This window comes from Geobacillus thermocatenulatus, from assembly GCF_002217655.1.
GTDB classification, from domain to species: domain Bacteria; phylum Bacillota; class Bacilli; order Bacillales; family Anoxybacillaceae; genus Geobacillus; species Geobacillus thermocatenulatus.
The window spans coordinates 1520914-1537691 of record NZ_NEWK01000001.1 but is presented as its reverse complement, the minus strand read 5'-3'; the positions used below and the strand labels follow the sequence as shown (position 1 = coordinate 1537691).

Annotated in this window: 11 protein-coding genes and 9 pseudogenes; 10 read left to right on the top strand and 10 right to left on the bottom strand. The window is 45.3% G+C overall.

The genetic code is table 11. The features are described 5' to 3' along the window. Positions 1 to 80 precede the first annotated feature (80 nt). Positions 81 to 1037, top strand: a pseudogene (locus tag B9L19_RS07895) (ABC transporter permease); the annotation flags it as partial. 255 nt (positions 1038 to 1292) lie between these two features. Here the strand turns inward: B9L19_RS07895 and B9L19_RS07890 are convergent. After that, complete coding sequence (locus B9L19_RS07890) at positions 1293 to 1670, bottom strand: hypothetical protein (RefSeq protein WP_025950780.1); 378 nt, start codon at positions 1668 to 1670, stop codon at positions 1293 to 1295. A 361-nt stretch (positions 1671 to 2031) separates the two neighbouring features. Here B9L19_RS07890 and B9L19_RS19775 point away from each other — a divergent pair, with 361 nt between their 5' ends. The 3 genes and pseudogenes from B9L19_RS19775 to B9L19_RS07880 all read left to right on the top strand — a co-directional run. After that, positions 2032 to 2214, top strand: coding sequence for a hypothetical protein (locus tag B9L19_RS19775; RefSeq protein WP_428839047.1), 183 nt, complete (start codon positions 2032 to 2034; stop codon positions 2212 to 2214). A gap of 48 nt (positions 2215 to 2262) precedes the next feature. Then, complete coding sequence (locus tag B9L19_RS19770; RefSeq protein WP_167372781.1) at positions 2263 to 2358, top strand: winged helix-turn-helix domain-containing protein; 96 nt, start codon at positions 2263 to 2265, stop codon at positions 2356 to 2358. Positions 2359 to 2560: 202 nt separating this feature from the next. Continuing rightward, positions 2561 to 2917, top strand: a pseudogene (locus B9L19_RS07880) (UPF0236 family transposase-like protein); the annotation flags it as partial. A gap of 151 nt (positions 2918 to 3068) precedes the next feature. Here the strand turns inward: B9L19_RS07880 and B9L19_RS07875 are convergent. After that, a pseudogene (locus B9L19_RS07875) lies at positions 3069 to 3471 on the bottom strand (DUF6444 domain-containing protein); the annotation flags it as partial. A 143-nt stretch (positions 3472 to 3614) separates the two neighbouring features. Next, positions 3615 to 4766: pseudogene (locus tag B9L19_RS07870) on the bottom strand (DDE-type integrase/transposase/recombinase); the annotation flags it as partial. Positions 4767 to 4868: 102 nt separating this feature from the next. On the opposite strand from B9L19_RS07870, the gene B9L19_RS07865 reads away from it, so the two are divergent. After that, a complete protein-coding gene (locus tag B9L19_RS07865) occupies positions 4869 to 6527 on the top strand; it encodes an IS1634 family transposase (protein ID WP_089113889.1) in 1659 nt (552 codons plus the stop codon). 472 nt (positions 6528 to 6999) lie between these two features. Next, the gene (adhP, locus tag B9L19_RS07860) at positions 7000 to 8010 is read left to right on the top strand and encodes an alcohol dehydrogenase AdhP (RefSeq protein ID WP_013146145.1); all 1011 of its coding nucleotides are present in this window, start codon (positions 7000 to 7002) and stop codon (positions 8008 to 8010) included. Positions 8011 to 8312: 302 nt separating this feature from the next. On the opposite strand, the gene B9L19_RS07855 is transcribed toward adhP, so the two are convergent. Next, complete coding sequence (locus B9L19_RS07855; protein WP_047753558.1) at positions 8313 to 9500, bottom strand: IS701 family transposase; 1188 nt, start codon at positions 9498 to 9500, stop codon at positions 8313 to 8315. A gap of 168 nt (positions 9501 to 9668) precedes the next feature. Here B9L19_RS07855 and B9L19_RS07850 point away from each other — a divergent pair. Beyond that, positions 9669 to 9821 (top strand): annotated as a pseudogene (locus B9L19_RS07850) (transposase); the annotation flags it as partial. 354 nt (positions 9822 to 10175) lie between these two features. Here the strand turns inward: B9L19_RS07850 and leuD are convergent. Beyond that, positions 10176 to 10766, bottom strand: coding sequence for a 3-isopropylmalate dehydratase small subunit (leuD, locus tag B9L19_RS07845; RefSeq protein ID WP_025949653.1), 591 nt, complete (start codon positions 10764 to 10766; stop codon positions 10176 to 10178). A gap of 13 nt (positions 10767 to 10779) precedes the next feature. Continuing rightward, positions 10780 to 12174 carry a 3-isopropylmalate dehydratase large subunit gene (leuC, locus tag B9L19_RS07840; RefSeq protein WP_047753559.1) on the bottom strand — a complete coding sequence of 465 codons (1395 nt, stop codon included), beginning with the start codon at positions 12172 to 12174 and terminating at the stop codon, positions 10780 to 10782. A 50-nt stretch (positions 12175 to 12224) separates the two neighbouring features. On the opposite strand from leuC, the gene B9L19_RS07835 reads away from it, so the two are divergent. Next, positions 12225 to 12938 (top strand): IclR family transcriptional regulator, encoded by a 714-nt coding sequence (locus B9L19_RS07835; RefSeq protein WP_198527177.1) that lies wholly within the window; start codon positions 12225 to 12227, stop codon positions 12936 to 12938. Between the two features lie 450 nt (positions 12939 to 13388). Next, positions 13389 to 13712 (top strand): annotated as a pseudogene (locus B9L19_RS07830) (site-specific integrase); the annotation flags it as partial. Here B9L19_RS07830 and B9L19_RS19765 read toward each other — a convergent pair. The 4 genes and pseudogenes from B9L19_RS19765 to B9L19_RS07815 form a co-directional block, all read right to left on the bottom strand. Then, positions 13670 to 13834 (bottom strand): annotated as a pseudogene (locus B9L19_RS19765) (IS1380 family transposase); the annotation flags it as partial. The pseudogenes B9L19_RS07830 and B9L19_RS19765 overlap by 43 nt on opposite strands. Before the next feature lie 139 nt (positions 13835 to 13973). Next, positions 13974 to 14567, bottom strand: a complete 594-nt coding sequence (locus B9L19_RS19545; protein WP_256363784.1) for a transposase — start codon at positions 14565 to 14567, stop codon at positions 13974 to 13976. Beyond that, positions 14542 to 15294: an IS4 family transposase gene (locus B9L19_RS19540; RefSeq protein WP_256363783.1), complete on the bottom strand. Its 753-nt coding sequence runs from the start codon at positions 15292 to 15294 to the stop codon at positions 14542 to 14544. Before B9L19_RS19540 ends, B9L19_RS19545 begins: the two co-directional genes overlap by 26 nt. Before the next feature lie 94 nt (positions 15295 to 15388). Further along, positions 15389 to 15661, bottom strand: a pseudogene (locus B9L19_RS07815) (IS1380 family transposase); the annotation flags it as partial. Between the two features lie 277 nt (positions 15662 to 15938). Here B9L19_RS07815 and B9L19_RS07810 point away from each other — a divergent pair. Continuing rightward, a pseudogene (locus B9L19_RS07810) lies at positions 15939 to 16773 on the top strand (5'-3' exonuclease). Positions 16774 to 16778: the final 5 nt, after the last annotated feature.

The window sequence follows — 16778 nt, the reverse complement described above, 5'->3', positions numbered from 1 at the left end:
TACGCCTAAAAAGGAATGCGGCGATCCCTGACCGCATTTTTCTTTTGTCAACTTCTTGGACAGAAAGCGGTTGATCGACGATGAGGTGGAAATGGCTGTTTGTTTTTTATTGGAAACGATTGTTGAAAAGCAAGTTATACGTTGGCGCCAGCATCCTATTTTTTGTTTTGCTGCTTGTCAGGTTCGTTTTATTCTTTTCAGACGATATGAATGCAGGCATGGAATACTCTGTGGAGCTGCCTTCTGAAGTGTTCATGCTTGTTCAAATCGTTTCGCTCTTTTACATCGTGTGGTTCTACCTTCTCTACTCCAACGAGCTTCGTTACGGCGTTTCGTCATGGTTCGCCGACGGCTACCGGATTCTGCTGGAGAAAATGAGCGCCTTGCTGGCGGTTCATGCGCTGTGCCAAGGGATCATGCTGATGATGAGCTGCGGCGTTTTTTCACTCGTGTATCTCTTCGTTGGGGTGGAGCCTTCGGATCTGTATTGGTCGCTGCTTCGGTTTCTCGTCGTCTACCAGTTCGGACCGCTCGTGCTCACCGTCCTGTACGGCGTCATCATCGCGCTGCTGTTGGAAACGAAAAAGGTCAGTTTTTTCGCTATGTTGCTTGTATGGATCCTGACCGGCCCGATGACGACCGAGCTGTTCATCGATTTGTCCCAAACCGTTCATGCCCGCGACTGGACGTCGCTGCTGTTTATCGGAAAACACGCGATTCAACGAGCGTATGATTCCTACATCGGGTTTGAGGTCGACCGCGGCGGGGAATGGAAATGGACCGCATGGTTTCTTTCCCTTGTCGGATTGGCGTTGTTGTCGTCGATCCGCTTTACGCAGACGAGAAAGGAGCGAAACGCCGTCCTGAAAGCGCTGCTCGTCTTCCCGTTTCTGATCGTCCTAACCGCCTGCCACTCCTTGCAAACGAACACCAAGGCGTTCACCCGGGCCGATCAGACGACCGAACTCGAGGAGTACCGTCGAATGCCGCAAACCATCAAGGCCGATTTGCGCTACCGTATCCAGTCGTATGACATTATAAATCGCCTGAATCCGAATGGTCATGATGCCGAAACTCCTTTGCTTTCTCGGTGTATCAAGGATTTATTCGGCATCCCCCTCAAAAAATCCTCCCGATTCTGCTCGGGAGGTTGCGAAATGTGAGCTACAAGCAGCTGAAGAAGGTGGGTATTTTTCACACTGTCTACTTGACAGGGATATGTTCACCTCATGCAAGGGCTATTTTTATGCTTGTTTGAGTTTATCTAGCACCACGGGTATAGTGAAGAATCTTTATTTTAATCCTATATTTTCTGTGTAATCAATTATTTTAAGATCTTTATCCACTTTTTCTAGTTCTTCTTTTGTGTTCGGGTAACGTTTATAGTTATTATCTATATCTCTCTTATATAAGGATTCAATTTGTTTTCCTGAAACATCATATATGAGCTCAATAAATTTTCCGTCTTTAAAAACAATAATACCTGTGTCTTCTCTTTTTAAAATTTGGGTATCAGAAAATATTTTCTCTTTTTGTAAGTATTTATTTTCTAAAGTAATCACTTGATTAATTGCTGAATCATACTTTTTCTTGTTTTTTTCCTCGTTACATCCTGTTAATAAGATTGTAATTATTAAAAGAACTACAAAAGGTATTAACTTCAATTTCATTTGATTTTCCCCTCTTTCTGAAAAAGTATACTTAATTAGTATGTTATCTTATTGTACATAATTTAAAGAATTTTTTAAACTATAATTTCATTTCACTGGTAAATATGTATAATATATATAGATGCACATTGAAACATTAACGTCCGTATAAGTGGCTTCCACCCCGGTTATACTGTCCTAGGTACTTCACGAAGCAAAGGAGCGGAAACGGAATGAAACGATTGAAAATCACCAATGACCATGGATGGACGCCACGAACCCTTCGAAAGGAAGAGAAAAAATCAAAAACATTTCCCTGCGTCAACACGTCATGGCCGTTCGCCTCGTCATGGAAAGGTATCTGGGCAAAGACGTCGCTTCCATGCTCAACCTGTGCCGCCAAAGCGTCGCATTTTATGTCTCCTTATTCAACGAAGGAGGGCTCGGTCTCCTGCTCGATCGGAAATATCCGCCGGGCCGGGAGCCGTTTTTGACACTGGAACAGCAACAGGAACTGAAACAGACGATCTTGACCCACACCCCGGCCGAACTGGCTTCTTCTTGAAATGCGCGGATTCTTCAGTCTTATATCCGCGAACACTACGAGGTGGACATGTCCCGGGAAGGAATTCGCAAACTTTTACATCGAATGAGATGGTCTTGGACTCGTCCCACCTATACCCTGGCCAAAGGCGATGCCGAACAATAGCAGGCGTTTGAGAAACAAATGGATCTCATTAAAAAAACTGATCACTCCCGATACGATTCTTTTATATGCCGATGAAACTCATGTCCGGTCTTATCAAATCCTGCGGGCCACTTGGTCGGAGGCAGGCCGGCAAAAACAAGTGCCCACGTACGGCCATCATGCCCACGTTTCTGTATTTGGGGCGGTGAATGTGCTCAATGGGGGGGTGGAGACGACCGGCATGCGTCCGATGGGCCACGCCGAGAGCGTGATGAGCCGGTTTGCGCATCGGGTGAAATCCCGCCGCAGCTGGAAAGACCAAGGGCTTCGGGCGTTTCTGAGGGCGATGGCAGCCCGAATCGACGGGATTTGGCGGAGAAATGGGCAGTTGGTGGAGGAAGAAGAGACCCGAACGGCAGCCTCGGCCTCGACGAAGTCCAAGCGGGTTGAACAGGCCAAACGGAAGGCAGGACGGTTGTGGGCAGATGTGGTGCGTCAGAATCTACCGTGTCTGCAGCGGTCATCCGGGACGCCGATCCATCGAGCGTTGTCGGCGCTTCGGGATTTTGGTTGGATGTAAAAAAATGGAATACAATATCATCACCTCAAGATGAGGGATGAGAGTCCGAAAGCGCTTACGATATCAATTCCTGAAAATGGTTCGCTAACTAGTGATTGACAACACCCGTAGTGAACCGAAAAAATGTTCTCCACAAAGTCTTGACTGACTCATCGACTTTGAACGGTTTGACTTCACGCAAAGAAGCCCCACATCCTTGACACGTATGCACACGATGAACGATGCGATGATGTGGATGTTCCACTTGGCGGAGCGTCGTTCCTTGATGTCCTTCTTGTCCGCCTGGCTTGTTGCCCGATGGCTTGCGAGAAGAAAGGGGATGAAAACGGTCAGAAGATGGGGGGGGGCAAATGGCTATTGGAGCTGTTTTTGTTCGTACGTGCTTCCAACTCTTGAACGCGATACTTCAGTTGTTCATTTTCTTTGCGTAGTTGTTTGATTTCGTGACGCAAATGTTCATTTTCTTGAACGAGTTGATGCATGAGCTGTTTTTGTTGTTGGACTTTGCTGATTAAGCTCTCAACCGTAAATACAGCTTGTTGTACCGTCAACACGTGATTCACCTCCTTGTCTATCAATATTCACATCATAGCCAAGAAATACAAAAACTATTCAGCGATCATGTGGCTGAATAGTTACCCTTATTTTACCTTTGGCGAGGTTCGGATGGTCAAGGGTGCGCTCCGCCGAATCCCTACTAGACAGCCTGTTGTTTCAGAAAGTCTTGCGCCATGGCAATCAGCTTGCCCCAACGCGCAGGCATATGTGGAAGGCTGTCCAACTCTGGGAGGACGACCGGCACTCGGTTTTCTAATGCCCCATGTGGGCGCAAGAAGTGGAAATACGCCACAAAGAGCGTGACAAAGGAAACCGAACCTTCTTCTGCACCGAAGCCGTGAGTCGGTCGATAGTTCCCTTTAAATGTTCGGTGGAATCGTTCGATGATCTGTTTCAATGGTCGAAACTCTTCCGACACGGGATCTTCATTGGTCAACCCGATGACTTGTCGAACATCGAAATGAATGCCATGTTGGGCGAAAAAGTGTTGCGCTAATAAATAAATCGGGTTCCCATCGACGACAAGAGAGAGTGCCTCTGGAATCGAAGGCAACTTCTTTAGGACGTCATCCATGGCACGAATCGCAGACAGCGTATCTCGATTGGGCGAAACGCGATAAGACAATACGATCTTTTTCACGGCATCCAACATAAAGAACAAGTAATGCCAACGTCCTTTGACGCGAATATACGTCTCGTCCCCACAAAAGGAGCCAGACAGCTCGTAAGGAAAGTGATCGATGAAAGGCTTGACGATCAGCGCGACACTGTTGGCATAGTTAATGATGGTCTGATGGGAAATCGACACCCCATGCACGTCCTTCATGACGCCCGCTGTTTTTCGGGAAGACATCCCGTAGTTGACGTGATACGTCAAAATCAGCCCAAGGATGTGAGAAGACACCGACAGACGGGACAAATCCACCTTTGGCTTTTTCGGAGAGGACGGTGCCAACGGCCGAAAGTCAAACAGAAATTCGCGGTAAAGGTACCGAACTTTAAAGGCATGGGGTTTCTGTTTAAATCGTTTCCGTTCACTTTTGTTCATGCGCCGAAGGTTCGTTTGGTAAAACGAACGATCATCGTTTTTGCACTTGTAGATGTAGTAATCCTTGCGTTCTTTGATTTTCTCCAGTGTCTTTAAGCAGTGCGGACAACGCATGATGACTTGCTTGGCAAAACGGCTTCGGTGATTGAATCGACCATTGCACACTTTGCACGGATACTGTCCCTTTCCGCCATTGTTGGCATACAAATAGGCAGAGGGTGCTTGGCATTGCGGACAGGTTAATCCTCACATTTCGCACCCTCCCGACGAAAATCGGGAGGATTTTTTCATCCCGATGTCGAATAGGTCCTTGGTACACAAGGAAAGCAAAGGAGTTTCCACACCATGGACGTTCGAATTCGGGCTATTTATGAAAGTTCCTATTTGAATATCATAAGCGCCATCTTCAAGGATCTTGGCCTCCCCCAGCTGATTGACCGGCTGGTTCCGGTGGATCCCCAATGCCAAACCCGAGCCAGCGATGTGGTCTGGCTGCTCATCCTGGATATCTTAAGCGGCCGTCAAGCGCTGGTTCATTTGGAACGATGGGCGCATGAAATCGATTTGCCCAAGCTGATCCGGCCGGAGCTCCACCCTTCTTGGTTCAATGACGATGCCATCGCCCGCCATCTGGATCGCCTCTATGATGCCAACATCCATCAAGTCATTTCGGCTTGCCTTGTGCAGATCTACAAGAAGGAAGGCATCCCCCTTCGGGTGTTCCATGCCGATACGACCGATGTATCTGTTTACGGCACGTATGAATCGGCCTCGCCGGATACCCTGCATATTGCCCATGGCTACAACCGGCAACACCATTGGCAAAAGCAGATCGGCTTCGGACTGATCGGCAACGAGGATGGCGTTCCTTTTTATGGAGATGTGCACGACGGCAACCTGCCGGACAAAACGTGGAATCCCGAGGTGCTGTCCCGTGTCCATGAGCAGCTGAAGCAAGCGAAGATCGAGGACGAATGGATTTACGTGGCGGATTCCGCCGCGATGACGAGGAACACGCTGGCGCAAACGAAAGCGGCGAACGCCTTTTTGATCACCAGAGGCCCGTCGTCGCTCCGGATCGTGAAAACCGCGCTGGCCGAAGCCGATGCCAGGGACACGACGTGGAGCGATCCATTTTCGCTGGCAGAGAAAAACGGCGCCACGTATCGGGTATGGGAAACGGCATCGACGTATGAAGGCCATCCGGTTCGGCTGGTCGTCGTCGAATCGAGCGCCCTCGACCAACGGAAAGGAAAGACGCTCGAAACAGAACGAGCACAAGAAGCGGAGTTTCTTCACGAGGAACAAGCCCGTTGGGAGCGCCACCCGTTTTCGTGCCGGGAAGACGCCGAACAAGCCTTGGCCTCCCTCAAGGCATCCCTTCGTCCCCGGTTCCATCGAGTGGAGGCCGTCGTCGAAGAGATCGTGCGTCCGAAAAAACGGCGCGGACGGCCGAAAAAAGGGGCGGAACCGGAAATGGAGACGCTGTACACCCTTCGCCTGAGCGTGGAATTCGACCAAGACGCGTGGGAACAGGCGAGACGGAAAGCGTCCCGGTTTGTTCTCGTCACGACGGTGCCGGAGGAATGGAAGGACCGACGAATGGACGCGAAAGAGATCTTGAAGCTGTATAAAGGGCAGATCTCGGTGGAAATGAACTTCTCCTTCCTGAAAGATCCGTTCTTTACGGACGAGATTTACGTGAAAAAACCGGAACGAGTGGCGGTGTTGGGCTGTTTGTTTCTCCTCGCATTGGCCATTTACCGCGTCTTCCAGCGCCGGGTGCGTCAGTTTATTACGCCGGAGCGCCCGTTAAAGGGCGTAGGGGGCCGCAAGCTGACCCGTCCGACCGGGCAGGCGATTTTTCAGTTGTTCTGGTATGTGAAAGTCGTCCTGTTGGAGCTGCCGGATGGGCAAATCCAACGCGCGTTAGGTCAACCGCTCACCTACGAGCAGCGAAGGATTCTGCAAGAGTTGGGAATGGACGAAAGCATTTATGTCTAATCTCATAAGGAATGATGAGCGATGGTAAAAAAAGGATTGCCATCGCTTGTTGTGTTGGCTCAAAAAATATTTTAAAAAAATGAATAAAAAATCCTTTGTTTCTGCACTGCTGGGGTGCGAAATGTGAGGCGATAAGGAACGACGAGCGATGGTAAAAAAAGGATTGCCATCGCTTATCGTGTTGGGCCGGAAATTATTTTTGAAAAGTAAATAAAAAATCCTTTATCTTGGGATGGTCTGGATGCGAAATGTGAGTTAGGCGCTGGCGAAACACATTTATTTCTTCTCAACCGCTTATTCGCAAATCCTAAAGAAGACGGCGGCCGTATTGCTTTTCAAACTCAGAAACTTGCTTGCTTGAAAAGTTCTTTCACTTTACCACCGGTCCCTTTTCCCCGTCACTATTGCTTGGCACGATTTTTGCGTTTCATAGCAGGTGAAACAAAAAAACTTTATAAAGGAGATGGTGAGAATGAAAGCCGCCGTTGTTCACAAATTCAAACAAAAACTTCAAATTGAAGAAGTGGAGAAACCAAAACTAGGGTATGGCGAAGTGCTTGTGAAAATTGAAGCTTGTGGCGTCTGCCATACCGATTTGCATGCGGCCCATGGAGATTGGCCAGTAAAACCGAAACTTCCGCTTATTCCTGGTCATGAAGGAGTAGGAATCGTTGTTGAGGTCGGCGAGGGAGTGAAATCAATCAAAATTGGCGATCGTGTTGGCATTCCATGGTTATACTCGGCATGCGGTGAATGTGAATATTGTTTAAGCGGTCAAGAAACACTTTGTCCACATCAATTAAATGGTGGATACTCTGTCGATGGCAGTTATGCAGAATATTGCAAAGCCCCGGCCGATTATGTCGCACGAATTCCTAAAAATCTCGATCCTGTACAAGTTGCTCCTATTCTTTGTGCTGGAGTCACAACGTATAAAGCATTAAAAGTTTCAAATGCCAAGCCTGGTGAATGGGTCGCTATTTATGGAATCGGGGGATTGGGCCATATTGCTCTTCAATATGCCAAAGCAATGGGATTAAATGTCGTTGCTGTTGATATCAGTGATGAAAAGGCAGAGCTTGCAGCAAAGTTAGGAGCTGATATTACAATCAATGGCCTGCGTGAAGACCCCGTAGCAACAATTCGTGAAAAAGTAGGCGGAGTGCATGCAGCTATTAGCGTTGCTGTAACGAAAAAAGCTTTCGAACAAGCCTATCAATCCGTTCGACGCGGTGGTTGCCTTGTCATCGTTGGACTGCCTCACGATGAACTACCGATCCCTATTTTTGACACTGTATTAAATGGCGTTACAATAAAAGGTTCGATCGTCGGTACACGAAAAGATATGCAAGAAGCTTTAGATTTCGCCGCACGCGGAAAAGTTCGCCCCATTGTGGAAGCGGTACCATTAGAAAAAATTAACGAAGTATTTGAACGGATGGAAAAAGGCCAAATCAATGGCCGCATTGTTTTAACAATGTAACACAAAGCGGCAGAAGAACAATCCTAAATTTTCTAGAAGGCTGGTGAAAAACGGCCGATTCCGCTGAAACCCTTGTTTTCAGCTGACAGAGAAGCATTGATTTGACAAGTCTTCTCCATTTGAGAAGAGAGTCCGTTTTCTGTGATGTTTCACTACATCACCGGCCTTCTAGGGGAACGGAGAAAAAGGAGTTTTTTGGCATTGCCTGTTTTTAGTTTAGGCACAGATCGATATCATAAACTGTAGATGAGTAATTTTCATTACAATATTTTCCATTAACAAAGAGACAAACAGGGTAACCCTTAGGCGACATGGAGTTGTTTTTTGACAACATCAATGGGAATATCTTGCTTCGCCGCGTTGTAAATGAACTCAACTAGGCTGTGTCCTTTCCGCGATCGAAGAAGCTCCAGTCCGGCGGAGAGGTCTTGTTGAGATTCGGCTATGCTGTACACGCAAGCCAACAACAAGGTGATCCAATACCGTTTGACCGCCCGAACGTGGCGAACACGGTACCCATCAAGCTTCAGCTGGTCTTTTGCCTGCCGGAAAAAGCATTCGATCGACCAGCGTTGGGCATCGTAACGCAAGATGTCTTCGTCACTCAGCTCCCGATCGGTGCTCAAGATGCAATGAAGATGTTCGGGTGTCATCGGCTGAGCAGCCTTCCAAGTAAGCAGCACCACCGCATCATCAAGACCGTTGAGCGCACCTTCGTAGCGGTAGACACGATAGCGCTCGTTCCCCACCGTGACGAGGCGGGTGTCTCGCGGTTCGAGATAGCGGGCGAACTGCTTGGCTTGGACGGCGATGCCTTGCGGGTAGAGAATCCGGTTCGTCTTGAGCATCGCGATGACATGGAATCCCTTTTTCAGGCAGGCTTCGATGAGCTCTTTGGAGGGATACCATGAATCCATGAGCACATACACCGGATGATCCGGCTTCACCTTGAGCGAAGAAAGCATCTCCATCGCTAGGTCGACTTTGCTTGTTCCCGCCGCCTTATCATAAAGACGAAACGCGAACGGGAATGCCTGAGTCATGGTGTGTACCATCAGCCAAACGAGCGAATGCCCCCAGACCGATTGATGATCTTTGTGGGAGAAATGCCAATCACACCCTTGAATGGCGTGTGCAGCCCGTGACGAAGGCTTCGTTTTTTGGCAAATGGTATCATCAATCGAAACAAAAAGGGGTTGATTCTCCCGTTTGGCGATTCGCTTGATGCGATGAAGGATCCATTGCTGGAGTTTGCGAAGCAGCGTTTCTTCCTCCCAAGGGCTTTTCGTGAAAAAATGGCTGAGTGTCGTGCGGTGGTTCGGATGAAAGCTCCCATGATGAAGGTCGGTCAATGTTCCCGAAAAGCCCTTCGTGATCATCGCATCCACGATATGAACGAGATGCTTCATGACAGGTTTTGAAAAATAAAGCGCCAACCCCAACATCGTGAAAAACTGGTGGATTCCTTGATGATGTGCTAATCTATTCATGAGACATGAACCTCCTTGTGTTGAATGGTTTGTTGGCACATCTATTCTAACCAAGGAATCAGGTTCATGTCTCCTTTTTTGTTTGGTTGTAAATTTATGTTAGTAAATTTACTCAACTACAGTTTAATATTAATTTATGTAAAAATTATGTTTAATAATCAAATTTTGTTGTACCCATATACGAATGCCCGAATTGAGGGGACGAATCACAAGATCAAAAACATCAAATGCCGGACCTATGGCTATCGAAATCTGGAACGGTTTCGTTTGCGTGTGTTTCTGGAGTGTACAGGGAACACTACAGGCAGCCAGGCTGCCTAAGCGCGCACTTCTTCCGCTATCGGCATGATAGTTGGTAGAATGGAACCCGTCAAGGAAAGCACTTTGTTTCCATTCTACCAACTTGGTGGTCCGTATGCGGAAGAAGGATCCCGGCTGATGAACCTGTTTCATCCAGCTACCATGTTTCTAGGATTGAGTGGAAATCACAGAAAAGTCTCATGGGCAGCGTGCTTTGCCCTCCACCCGGCATGAAAATGACTGCTCAAGGCGCTGCATTTTCACGGAAAATGATGAAGACTCAAAATTATTAAATATGATATTTTAATTATCGAAACATAATTTTTAGTTAAATAAATAATAAATAACATAATTTTTAGTACATTCAAGAGACTTTTATGAGTTAATACTAGGGTAGTATGAAGGCCTTAATTGCTCATATTCTTTTATATCTTTCTCATATAGCAAAGTCAATTCTATATCATCTAAACCTTTTAGGAGTTTTTGACGAGTAAACTCATCTATCATAAAGTTTTTGATTACATTTGGACCTATTACAACACACTTTTCCAAATCAATTGTAATTTCAGCTTCTGGATTTTTTTCAACTTCTTGAATAAGTATTTTAACGATTTCATCTGGTAATTCAATTGCAAGAAGTCCAACCTTTGAGCAATTATTTTTGAAAATATCACCAAAAGAAGGAGCAATAACTGCTCTAAATCCATAATCCAGCAAAGCCCAAGGTGCATGCTCACGACTAGAACCGCATCCAAAGTTTTCTCCTGCAAGTATGATTATCGATCCTCTATGTTCTGGTTTATTAAGTACAAAGTTAGGGTCTTCCCTCCAATCTCTAAATAAATAATCACTTAAGTTTACTCTCTCAGAAAATTTCATCGTATCGCTCGGTGCGATTTGATCTGTATCAACATCAGAGTAACCTAAAGGTAATGCTTTTCCAGATACTTTCCTAATTGCTTTCATATGATCACCTTCTTTACCGATTCATTAATACATTAATATCTGAAGGAGAAGCAAATCGGCCAAGTATTGCTGTAGCAGCTGCAATTACCGGACTGACAAGATGAGTTCTAGCACCTTTTCCTTGTCTTCCTTCAAAGTTACGATTGCTAGTTGATGCACATCGTTCACCAGGTTGCAAATAGTCTGCATTCATTCCTACACACATTGAACAGCCTGAAGCTCTCCATTCGAAGCCAGCTTGCTGGAAAATTTCAGCCAATCCTTCATCCTCAGCTTGCTTTTTTACCTTCATAGAACCAGGTACAACTAAGGCGCGAACACCTTCTTTAACCTTATGTCCTTTCACTACCTGTGCTGCTGCTCTTAAATCTTCGATCCGAGAGTTAGTACATGAACCAATGAATACAGCATTTACTTCAATATCTTTAATCTTAGTTCCAGGCACGAGTCCCATATACTTTAAAGCCCGCTCCTCATTTGAGTTTCTTGGTTGTGGAACTTCACCATCAAGAGGGACAACTTGATCAGGAGTTGTTCCCCAAGTTACATACGGTACAAGTTCTTCAGCATTTATTTTAACTTCCTTATCAAATACAGCTCCTTCATCTGTATATAATTCTTTCCACTCTGCTAATGCTTTTTCCCACTGTTCCCCTTTTGGGGCATATGGCTTATCTTTTAGATATTCAAATGTAGTTTCATCTGGTGCAATCAAACCAGCCCTTGCTCCAGCCTCAATTGTCATGTTACATACAGTCATTCTACCTTCCATAGATAATGAACGTATTGCTTCGCCTCTATACTCAATTACATGTCCTACTCCACCGTCAGTACCGATTTTCTTTAAGATACCAAGTATAAGATCTTTAGCCGTGACATCTTTAGGAAGTTTCCCTTCTACTGTGACAGCCATTGTCTTTGGTTTTCTTTGTAGTAATGTCTGTGTTGCTAAAACATGGGCAACTTCACTAATACCAATTCCAAATGCTAAAGCACCAAACGCGCCATGAGTAGATGTATGAGAATCTCCACAAACAATAGTCATACCAGGTTGTGTTAAACCCATTTCCGGACCAATAACATGAACAATTCCCTGTCCTAAAGTCCCCCATGGATGCAATTGTATACCAAACTCTGCACAGTTTTTACGTAAAGCTTCCATTTGTTGAGCAGCAATTTCATCTTCTACAGGAAGATCTAAGTTATTAGTTGGAACTTGATGATCCATGGTTGCAATTGTAAGGTCTGGTCTTCGAACTTTAAGTCCCAATTGTCTTAATTTATTAAAAGCATGTGGCGACGTTACCTCGTGCATTAAATGGAAGTCTATATAAAGCAAATCTGGTCCACCTTCAGTACTCCGTACCACATGCTTTTCCCATATTTTTTCAAATAGTGTTTTTGGCATTTCATCCTCTCCCCCTTTACTTATCTCATATTTTGGGATAAAATATCCGTATGATGGACAATATTTTACAATATAAAAAAGGTAATTGCAATAGTGGAGTTGGAGTTTTGGATAAAATTGTATTAATCCTTTCCTATTTGGCGGAAGAGGGTCCCTCTGAATTTTCAGAGATCGTTAGTAAGACAGGAATATCTCGATCTACAGCTCACCGCCTATTAATGGCACTTGAGACACATCATCTTGTTGTGCGTACACAAGAAGGTTATACTTTAGGTTCAAGAATAGTAGGATGGGGGGAAAGTTCGAAATTTAGATTGCTTGTTGAAGCATCTAAACCTGCTTTGGTTTCGTTGCGGGATTTAACTGGAGAAAGTACACAACTCTATGTAAAAGAAGGTGATAAAAGAGTTTGTTTAGTTTCTATTGAGCCAGCAATGGGTCTTAAAAACACTGTACCTGTAGGTGCTGTGTTCCCACTTGAAGTTGGATCAGCCGGAAAAGTAATTTCAGCTTGGTTAGGGCTAGGGAATAATCCAGAACAAGATAAACTAATTCGTCAACAAGGTTGGGCAGAGAGCATTGCTGAACGAGAACAAGGTGTAGCAAGCGTTAGCGCACCAGTTCTGGATCCCAAAGGTAATTTAATAGCTGCAGTGAGTGTAAGTGGTCCCATCTCCCGTTTAGGTTTAGAACCAGGAAAACGTTTATCTCAACTAGTTGTTGCTGCTGCTAGAGAGATTGAATTAGCAATTCGTAAATATTGATAAAAAGCCATATTGCTAATTCTTAATAAATTGAGAAGGGGGTTAAGTAACTTTTTGGTTCTCCAATACAGGAAGACCTGTTTTTTCTTAGTCTAATTCTTAGCTAACATCTTTCTATATAAAATGGTGTTGCAAAACAAAAATTATGTATAATTACACATAAAGCAAAAAGCCATACCATCGCGGTTGTTCCAGCCCAGTATCTTTTAACTCGTTGAACTAACGCTCGATGATACTCTACAGCTTTAATAGTTATTAGGAGACGAGGTGTTTCCTCGTCTTTTGTATATGCCCATTTTTATATGATTAAACTAGCCATATAATTCACATTATATGACTAACAATCTATTCTGTTTTATGATATACTCGTCATATAATGTTATTTTTTCAATCGATTTTTTGCTCATCGAATCCTTTTAAACTCGTCGTATAAGTGAAAGGATGAAAAAGATGCTGCACGAATATGAAACATATTTGCAAGAGAAGGGGTTTTCTCCTAACACCGTGATCTCCTATCTCAATGACGTGAATCAGTTTTTGAAAGACTTGCATCTTCGTCCAGGCGATTACGTCACGTCGGCCGACATTCGCAAATGGATCCATCAAATGTTAAATCCGGAGGAAGGGAAACCTTTGGCCATCTCCACGATCAATCGCCGTCTGAATTCGTTGCGAAGCTTCTATGCGTGGGCGGTGGAACACCATAAGATTGAACAGAACCCAATGAAAGATATCCAGGATTTAAAATCAGCCGATGAAGATAACGAAAAGGTGGCATGTCGTTGAATCAACAGACGCATGGACTCCTCCCAAAGAATCGTTTCGGTCATCGGAAGACAAGCGAGCTGATCGAGTCGCTGTCGCAAGGTTGGGGAGGAAGGCACGTGCTGAATCCCATACCCGTCAAGTTTAGCGGTATAAAATTTTTAAGACGATACTCGTGTTCATCTCCCCAGTGAATGATGGGGATAACATCCATTATTGGGCATACCAAATCCCCCTCCAGAAGAGGGGTATTTATATCCATGTATGATTCTACCATATCCCTAATTTCGTTAAGATATCCGATGCCGTTTCTTCCCCTTTCCTTCGATCTTTCTTGGCATGTTTTCGTAACAGGGAAAGGAGAGAGGAAAGGTTGATTTCCGCAATATGCGAACGCAAAAGCAACTGGTGCCAATACGATTGGAGAAGATCGAGCGCTTTCCGTTCACTGATTTGAATGTCTTCCTTTTGATGCCAATACATCCGAGCTTGAAACAAAAACGTCTGGGTGACCAAAATGGCAATCAACGTCCCGTATAAATGGCATTCGAAACGTTCTTTCTTCATCTCCTTGACTTTCTCCAAATCAAATACGGATTTCCAGGCTTTAAACAACAATTCAATTTGCCAGCGCAGGGAATAGAGCTCATAAACCTGTTGACCATCAAACGACTCTTGTGGTAAATTCGTCAGTAAGATGTGGTATTTCTTTTGTTCGAGGGTTTGGCGTGCCAGCGCCTTCCCTTTTCTTTTTTCCTTTTTCCGCACATACGCCATCCGTTTTTGCCATTCTTCCGCCGTCAGACGACGGAAAACCAACCGTGGAACATACAAGCGTTCATGACCGATGTACACATGTTCCATTTCCACTGATTCCCCTTCCTCTAATTGATTCCCAATCCCATTCCTTCCACTGGCCATTCTCCTTGATATACACTTTCATATCGGAACGGAGCCGAGTCATATAATACGCTCCGCGGGCGTCGATCTCGGCCAGTGCGGCAACGGAGAAAAAGCCCAAATCCCGGATGCATAGGTCATTCGGGAAAATCGTGTGCTGGGCATGATAGGCAAAACGGGCGTCCGAGTCATTGGCCGATTGAACGCATAGCGGAAGGCAGGCGCCGGATAACAAGTCATATTCAAATTGAATTTTCGCCCCCGACGAAACGGAACCTCGATAGTCTTCCCCATAGTCAGCGGGAACCAAAAAGCTGGTTGAGTCCAAAATCCGCAGGCGGGTAAAACAAGTTCGATAGGTCTCAATGGCTGACAAAAGCAACGGACGTTGATGCAGGAGGAGAAGGAAAAACACTTCTCGCAAAAACGCCACGGCCGGATCGGTAAAACGCTGATTCAAGCCTTCGCTTGAAAGAGAACAGCCATGCCAGAGCGTCAAGGCCGCACACAACCGCTGAAGCGACTGTTTTGCCAGTGATCCATCTCCCCATGCACAGAGAGTCAGAAAAGCTTCCGCCGTTAACGAACGCTGCCGCCGGATAAATCCTGTTTTCCGTGCGAGACGGGTTAATTCTTCGGGAGAAAAGAGTTGACGAATGGTTTGAATCCATGCTTGCATTTGTTTTTCCATGAAAAAAATCCTTTCTAACGTGGAGTGTTCGTTAGAAAGGATACCATGTTTTTGATGATGCACAAAGACCAAAATTCTTAACTTGATGGGTATGGTGCTGAATCCCCATCGATGTCGAAAAGAGATCGTCCTGACGATACGCTTCGATATGATCAAAATCCGTTTTTCCTGTAGCAAGCAAGCCGATCATCGAGCGAATGACGTCGCTATGGGAAATGTGCACGTCTCGACGAACGGTTGGAAGCCGAAGCGCGTTTAGTCGTTTATCCAGTTTCGTTTGGTGTAGTAAGTAGCCCACGAGAGCAAGCCCAGCACTTGGAGTAATCGCTTCATCTGTCAACACAAACCGAATCGGGAAATCTTTCATGACATTCACCTACTTGATGAAAAGTCGTTAACAGATATTTGTTTCATTTCCGAGAGTGAAGATGACATCTGTTTTAAACATAAAAAGGGAATGATGGATCAAACATCCATAAAGCCAGCAACAAAATCAAAGTCGACGTCAACCCATCACGGATTCAGGAAGACGTTTGCAATGAATGATACGTTGCACAAAATATTTTTCGAACGATTCCACCATCCCATATGGGGTGGTTTTTTGTTATACTTGTTGCATCGATACATAGAAAGGACAACGAGTGATGGAACGAGAACATTTGTTATTAATCGACGGGATGGCGTTATTGTTTCGATCGTTTTATGCGACAGCACCACGTTGGATGATGAATAGCCGTGGGGTGCCGACGAATGCGGTATATGGGGTAGTGAAACAAATCGAAGCGGCGACAAATGTACTTCAACCAACGCATGTCGTTTGTTGCTGGGATATGGGGAGTACGACGTTTCGCACCGAATGGTTTCCGGGCTATAAGGCAAATCGTGGTGAGCCGCCGCATGAATTAATTCCGCAAGTTTGATTTAGCGAAAGAAGTGGTTGCGATGCTTGGCATTCCGAATATCGGCGTGCTCGGTGCCGAGGCGGACGATTGCATCGGCTCGCTCGTCAAGCAATATCGCGAACATATGCAAATTTCTATTATTACAGGAAACCGCGATTTATTTCAGCTTCTTTCGGAACATGTCCCCGTTTATTTGTTGGCAAAAGGCATTGGCAACTATGAGGCGTATACGCTCGAACGCTTTATTAAAGAAAAAGGGATTCAGCCTCATCAGCTTATTGATGTGAAGGCGCTTATGGGGGATGTAAGCGACAATTATCCAGGCGTGCGCGGCATCGGCGAAAAACAAGCATTTAAACTTATTCAACAGTACGGATCAATTGAAGGAATCTTGGAAAACTTAGCACAACTAACAAACGCGCAGCAGCAAAAAATAACAACACATCTCGACTTGCTTCATTTATCGCGCAAACTGGCAGCCATTCATTGCGATATCCCAATTTCGTTGCGATTGGAAGAAGCAAAGTGGGATGGCGAGCGCAAGCGGTTTGCGGAAGTATTAGAAGCGATTCGGTAGGACGA

Bases quoted from the DNA above. Each gene is read 5' to 3' on its own strand.
- leuD (WP_025949653.1), bottom strand. From the start codon at position 10,766: ATGAAAGCAATTAGGAAAGTATCTGGAAAAGCATTACCTTTAGGTTAC.
- B9L19_RS07865 (WP_089113889.1), top strand. From the start codon at position 4,869: ATGGACGTTCGAATTCGGGCTATTTATGAAAGTTCCTATTTGAATATC.
- B9L19_RS19545 (WP_256363784.1), bottom strand. From the start codon at position 14,567: ATGGAACATGTGTACATCGGTCATGAACGCTTGTATGTTCCACGGTTG.
- adhP (WP_013146145.1), top strand. From the start codon at position 7,000: ATGAAAGCCGCCGTTGTTCACAAATTCAAACAAAAACTTCAAATTGAA.
- B9L19_RS19770 (WP_167372781.1), top strand. From the start codon at position 2,263: ATGTCCCGGGAAGGAATTCGCAAACTTTTACATCGAATGAGATGGTCT.
- B9L19_RS07855 (WP_047753558.1), bottom strand. From the start codon at position 9,500: ATGAATAGATTAGCACATCATCAAGGAATCCACCAGTTTTTCACGATG.
- B9L19_RS07835 (WP_198527177.1), top strand. From the start codon at position 12,225: ATGATGGACAATATTTTACAATATAAAAAAGGTAATTGCAATAGTGGA.
- B9L19_RS19540 (WP_256363783.1), bottom strand. From the start codon at position 15,294: ATGGAAAAACAAATGCAAGCATGGATTCAAACCATTCGTCAACTCTTT.
- B9L19_RS07890 (WP_025950780.1), bottom strand. From the start codon at position 1,670: ATGAAATTGAAGTTAATACCTTTTGTAGTTCTTTTAATAATTACAATC.
- leuC (WP_047753559.1), bottom strand. From the start codon at position 12,174: ATGCCAAAAACACTATTTGAAAAAATATGGGAAAAGCATGTGGTACGG.
- B9L19_RS19775 (WP_428839047.1), top strand. From the start codon at position 2,032: ATGCTCAACCTGTGCCGCCAAAGCGTCGCATTTTATGTCTCCTTATTC.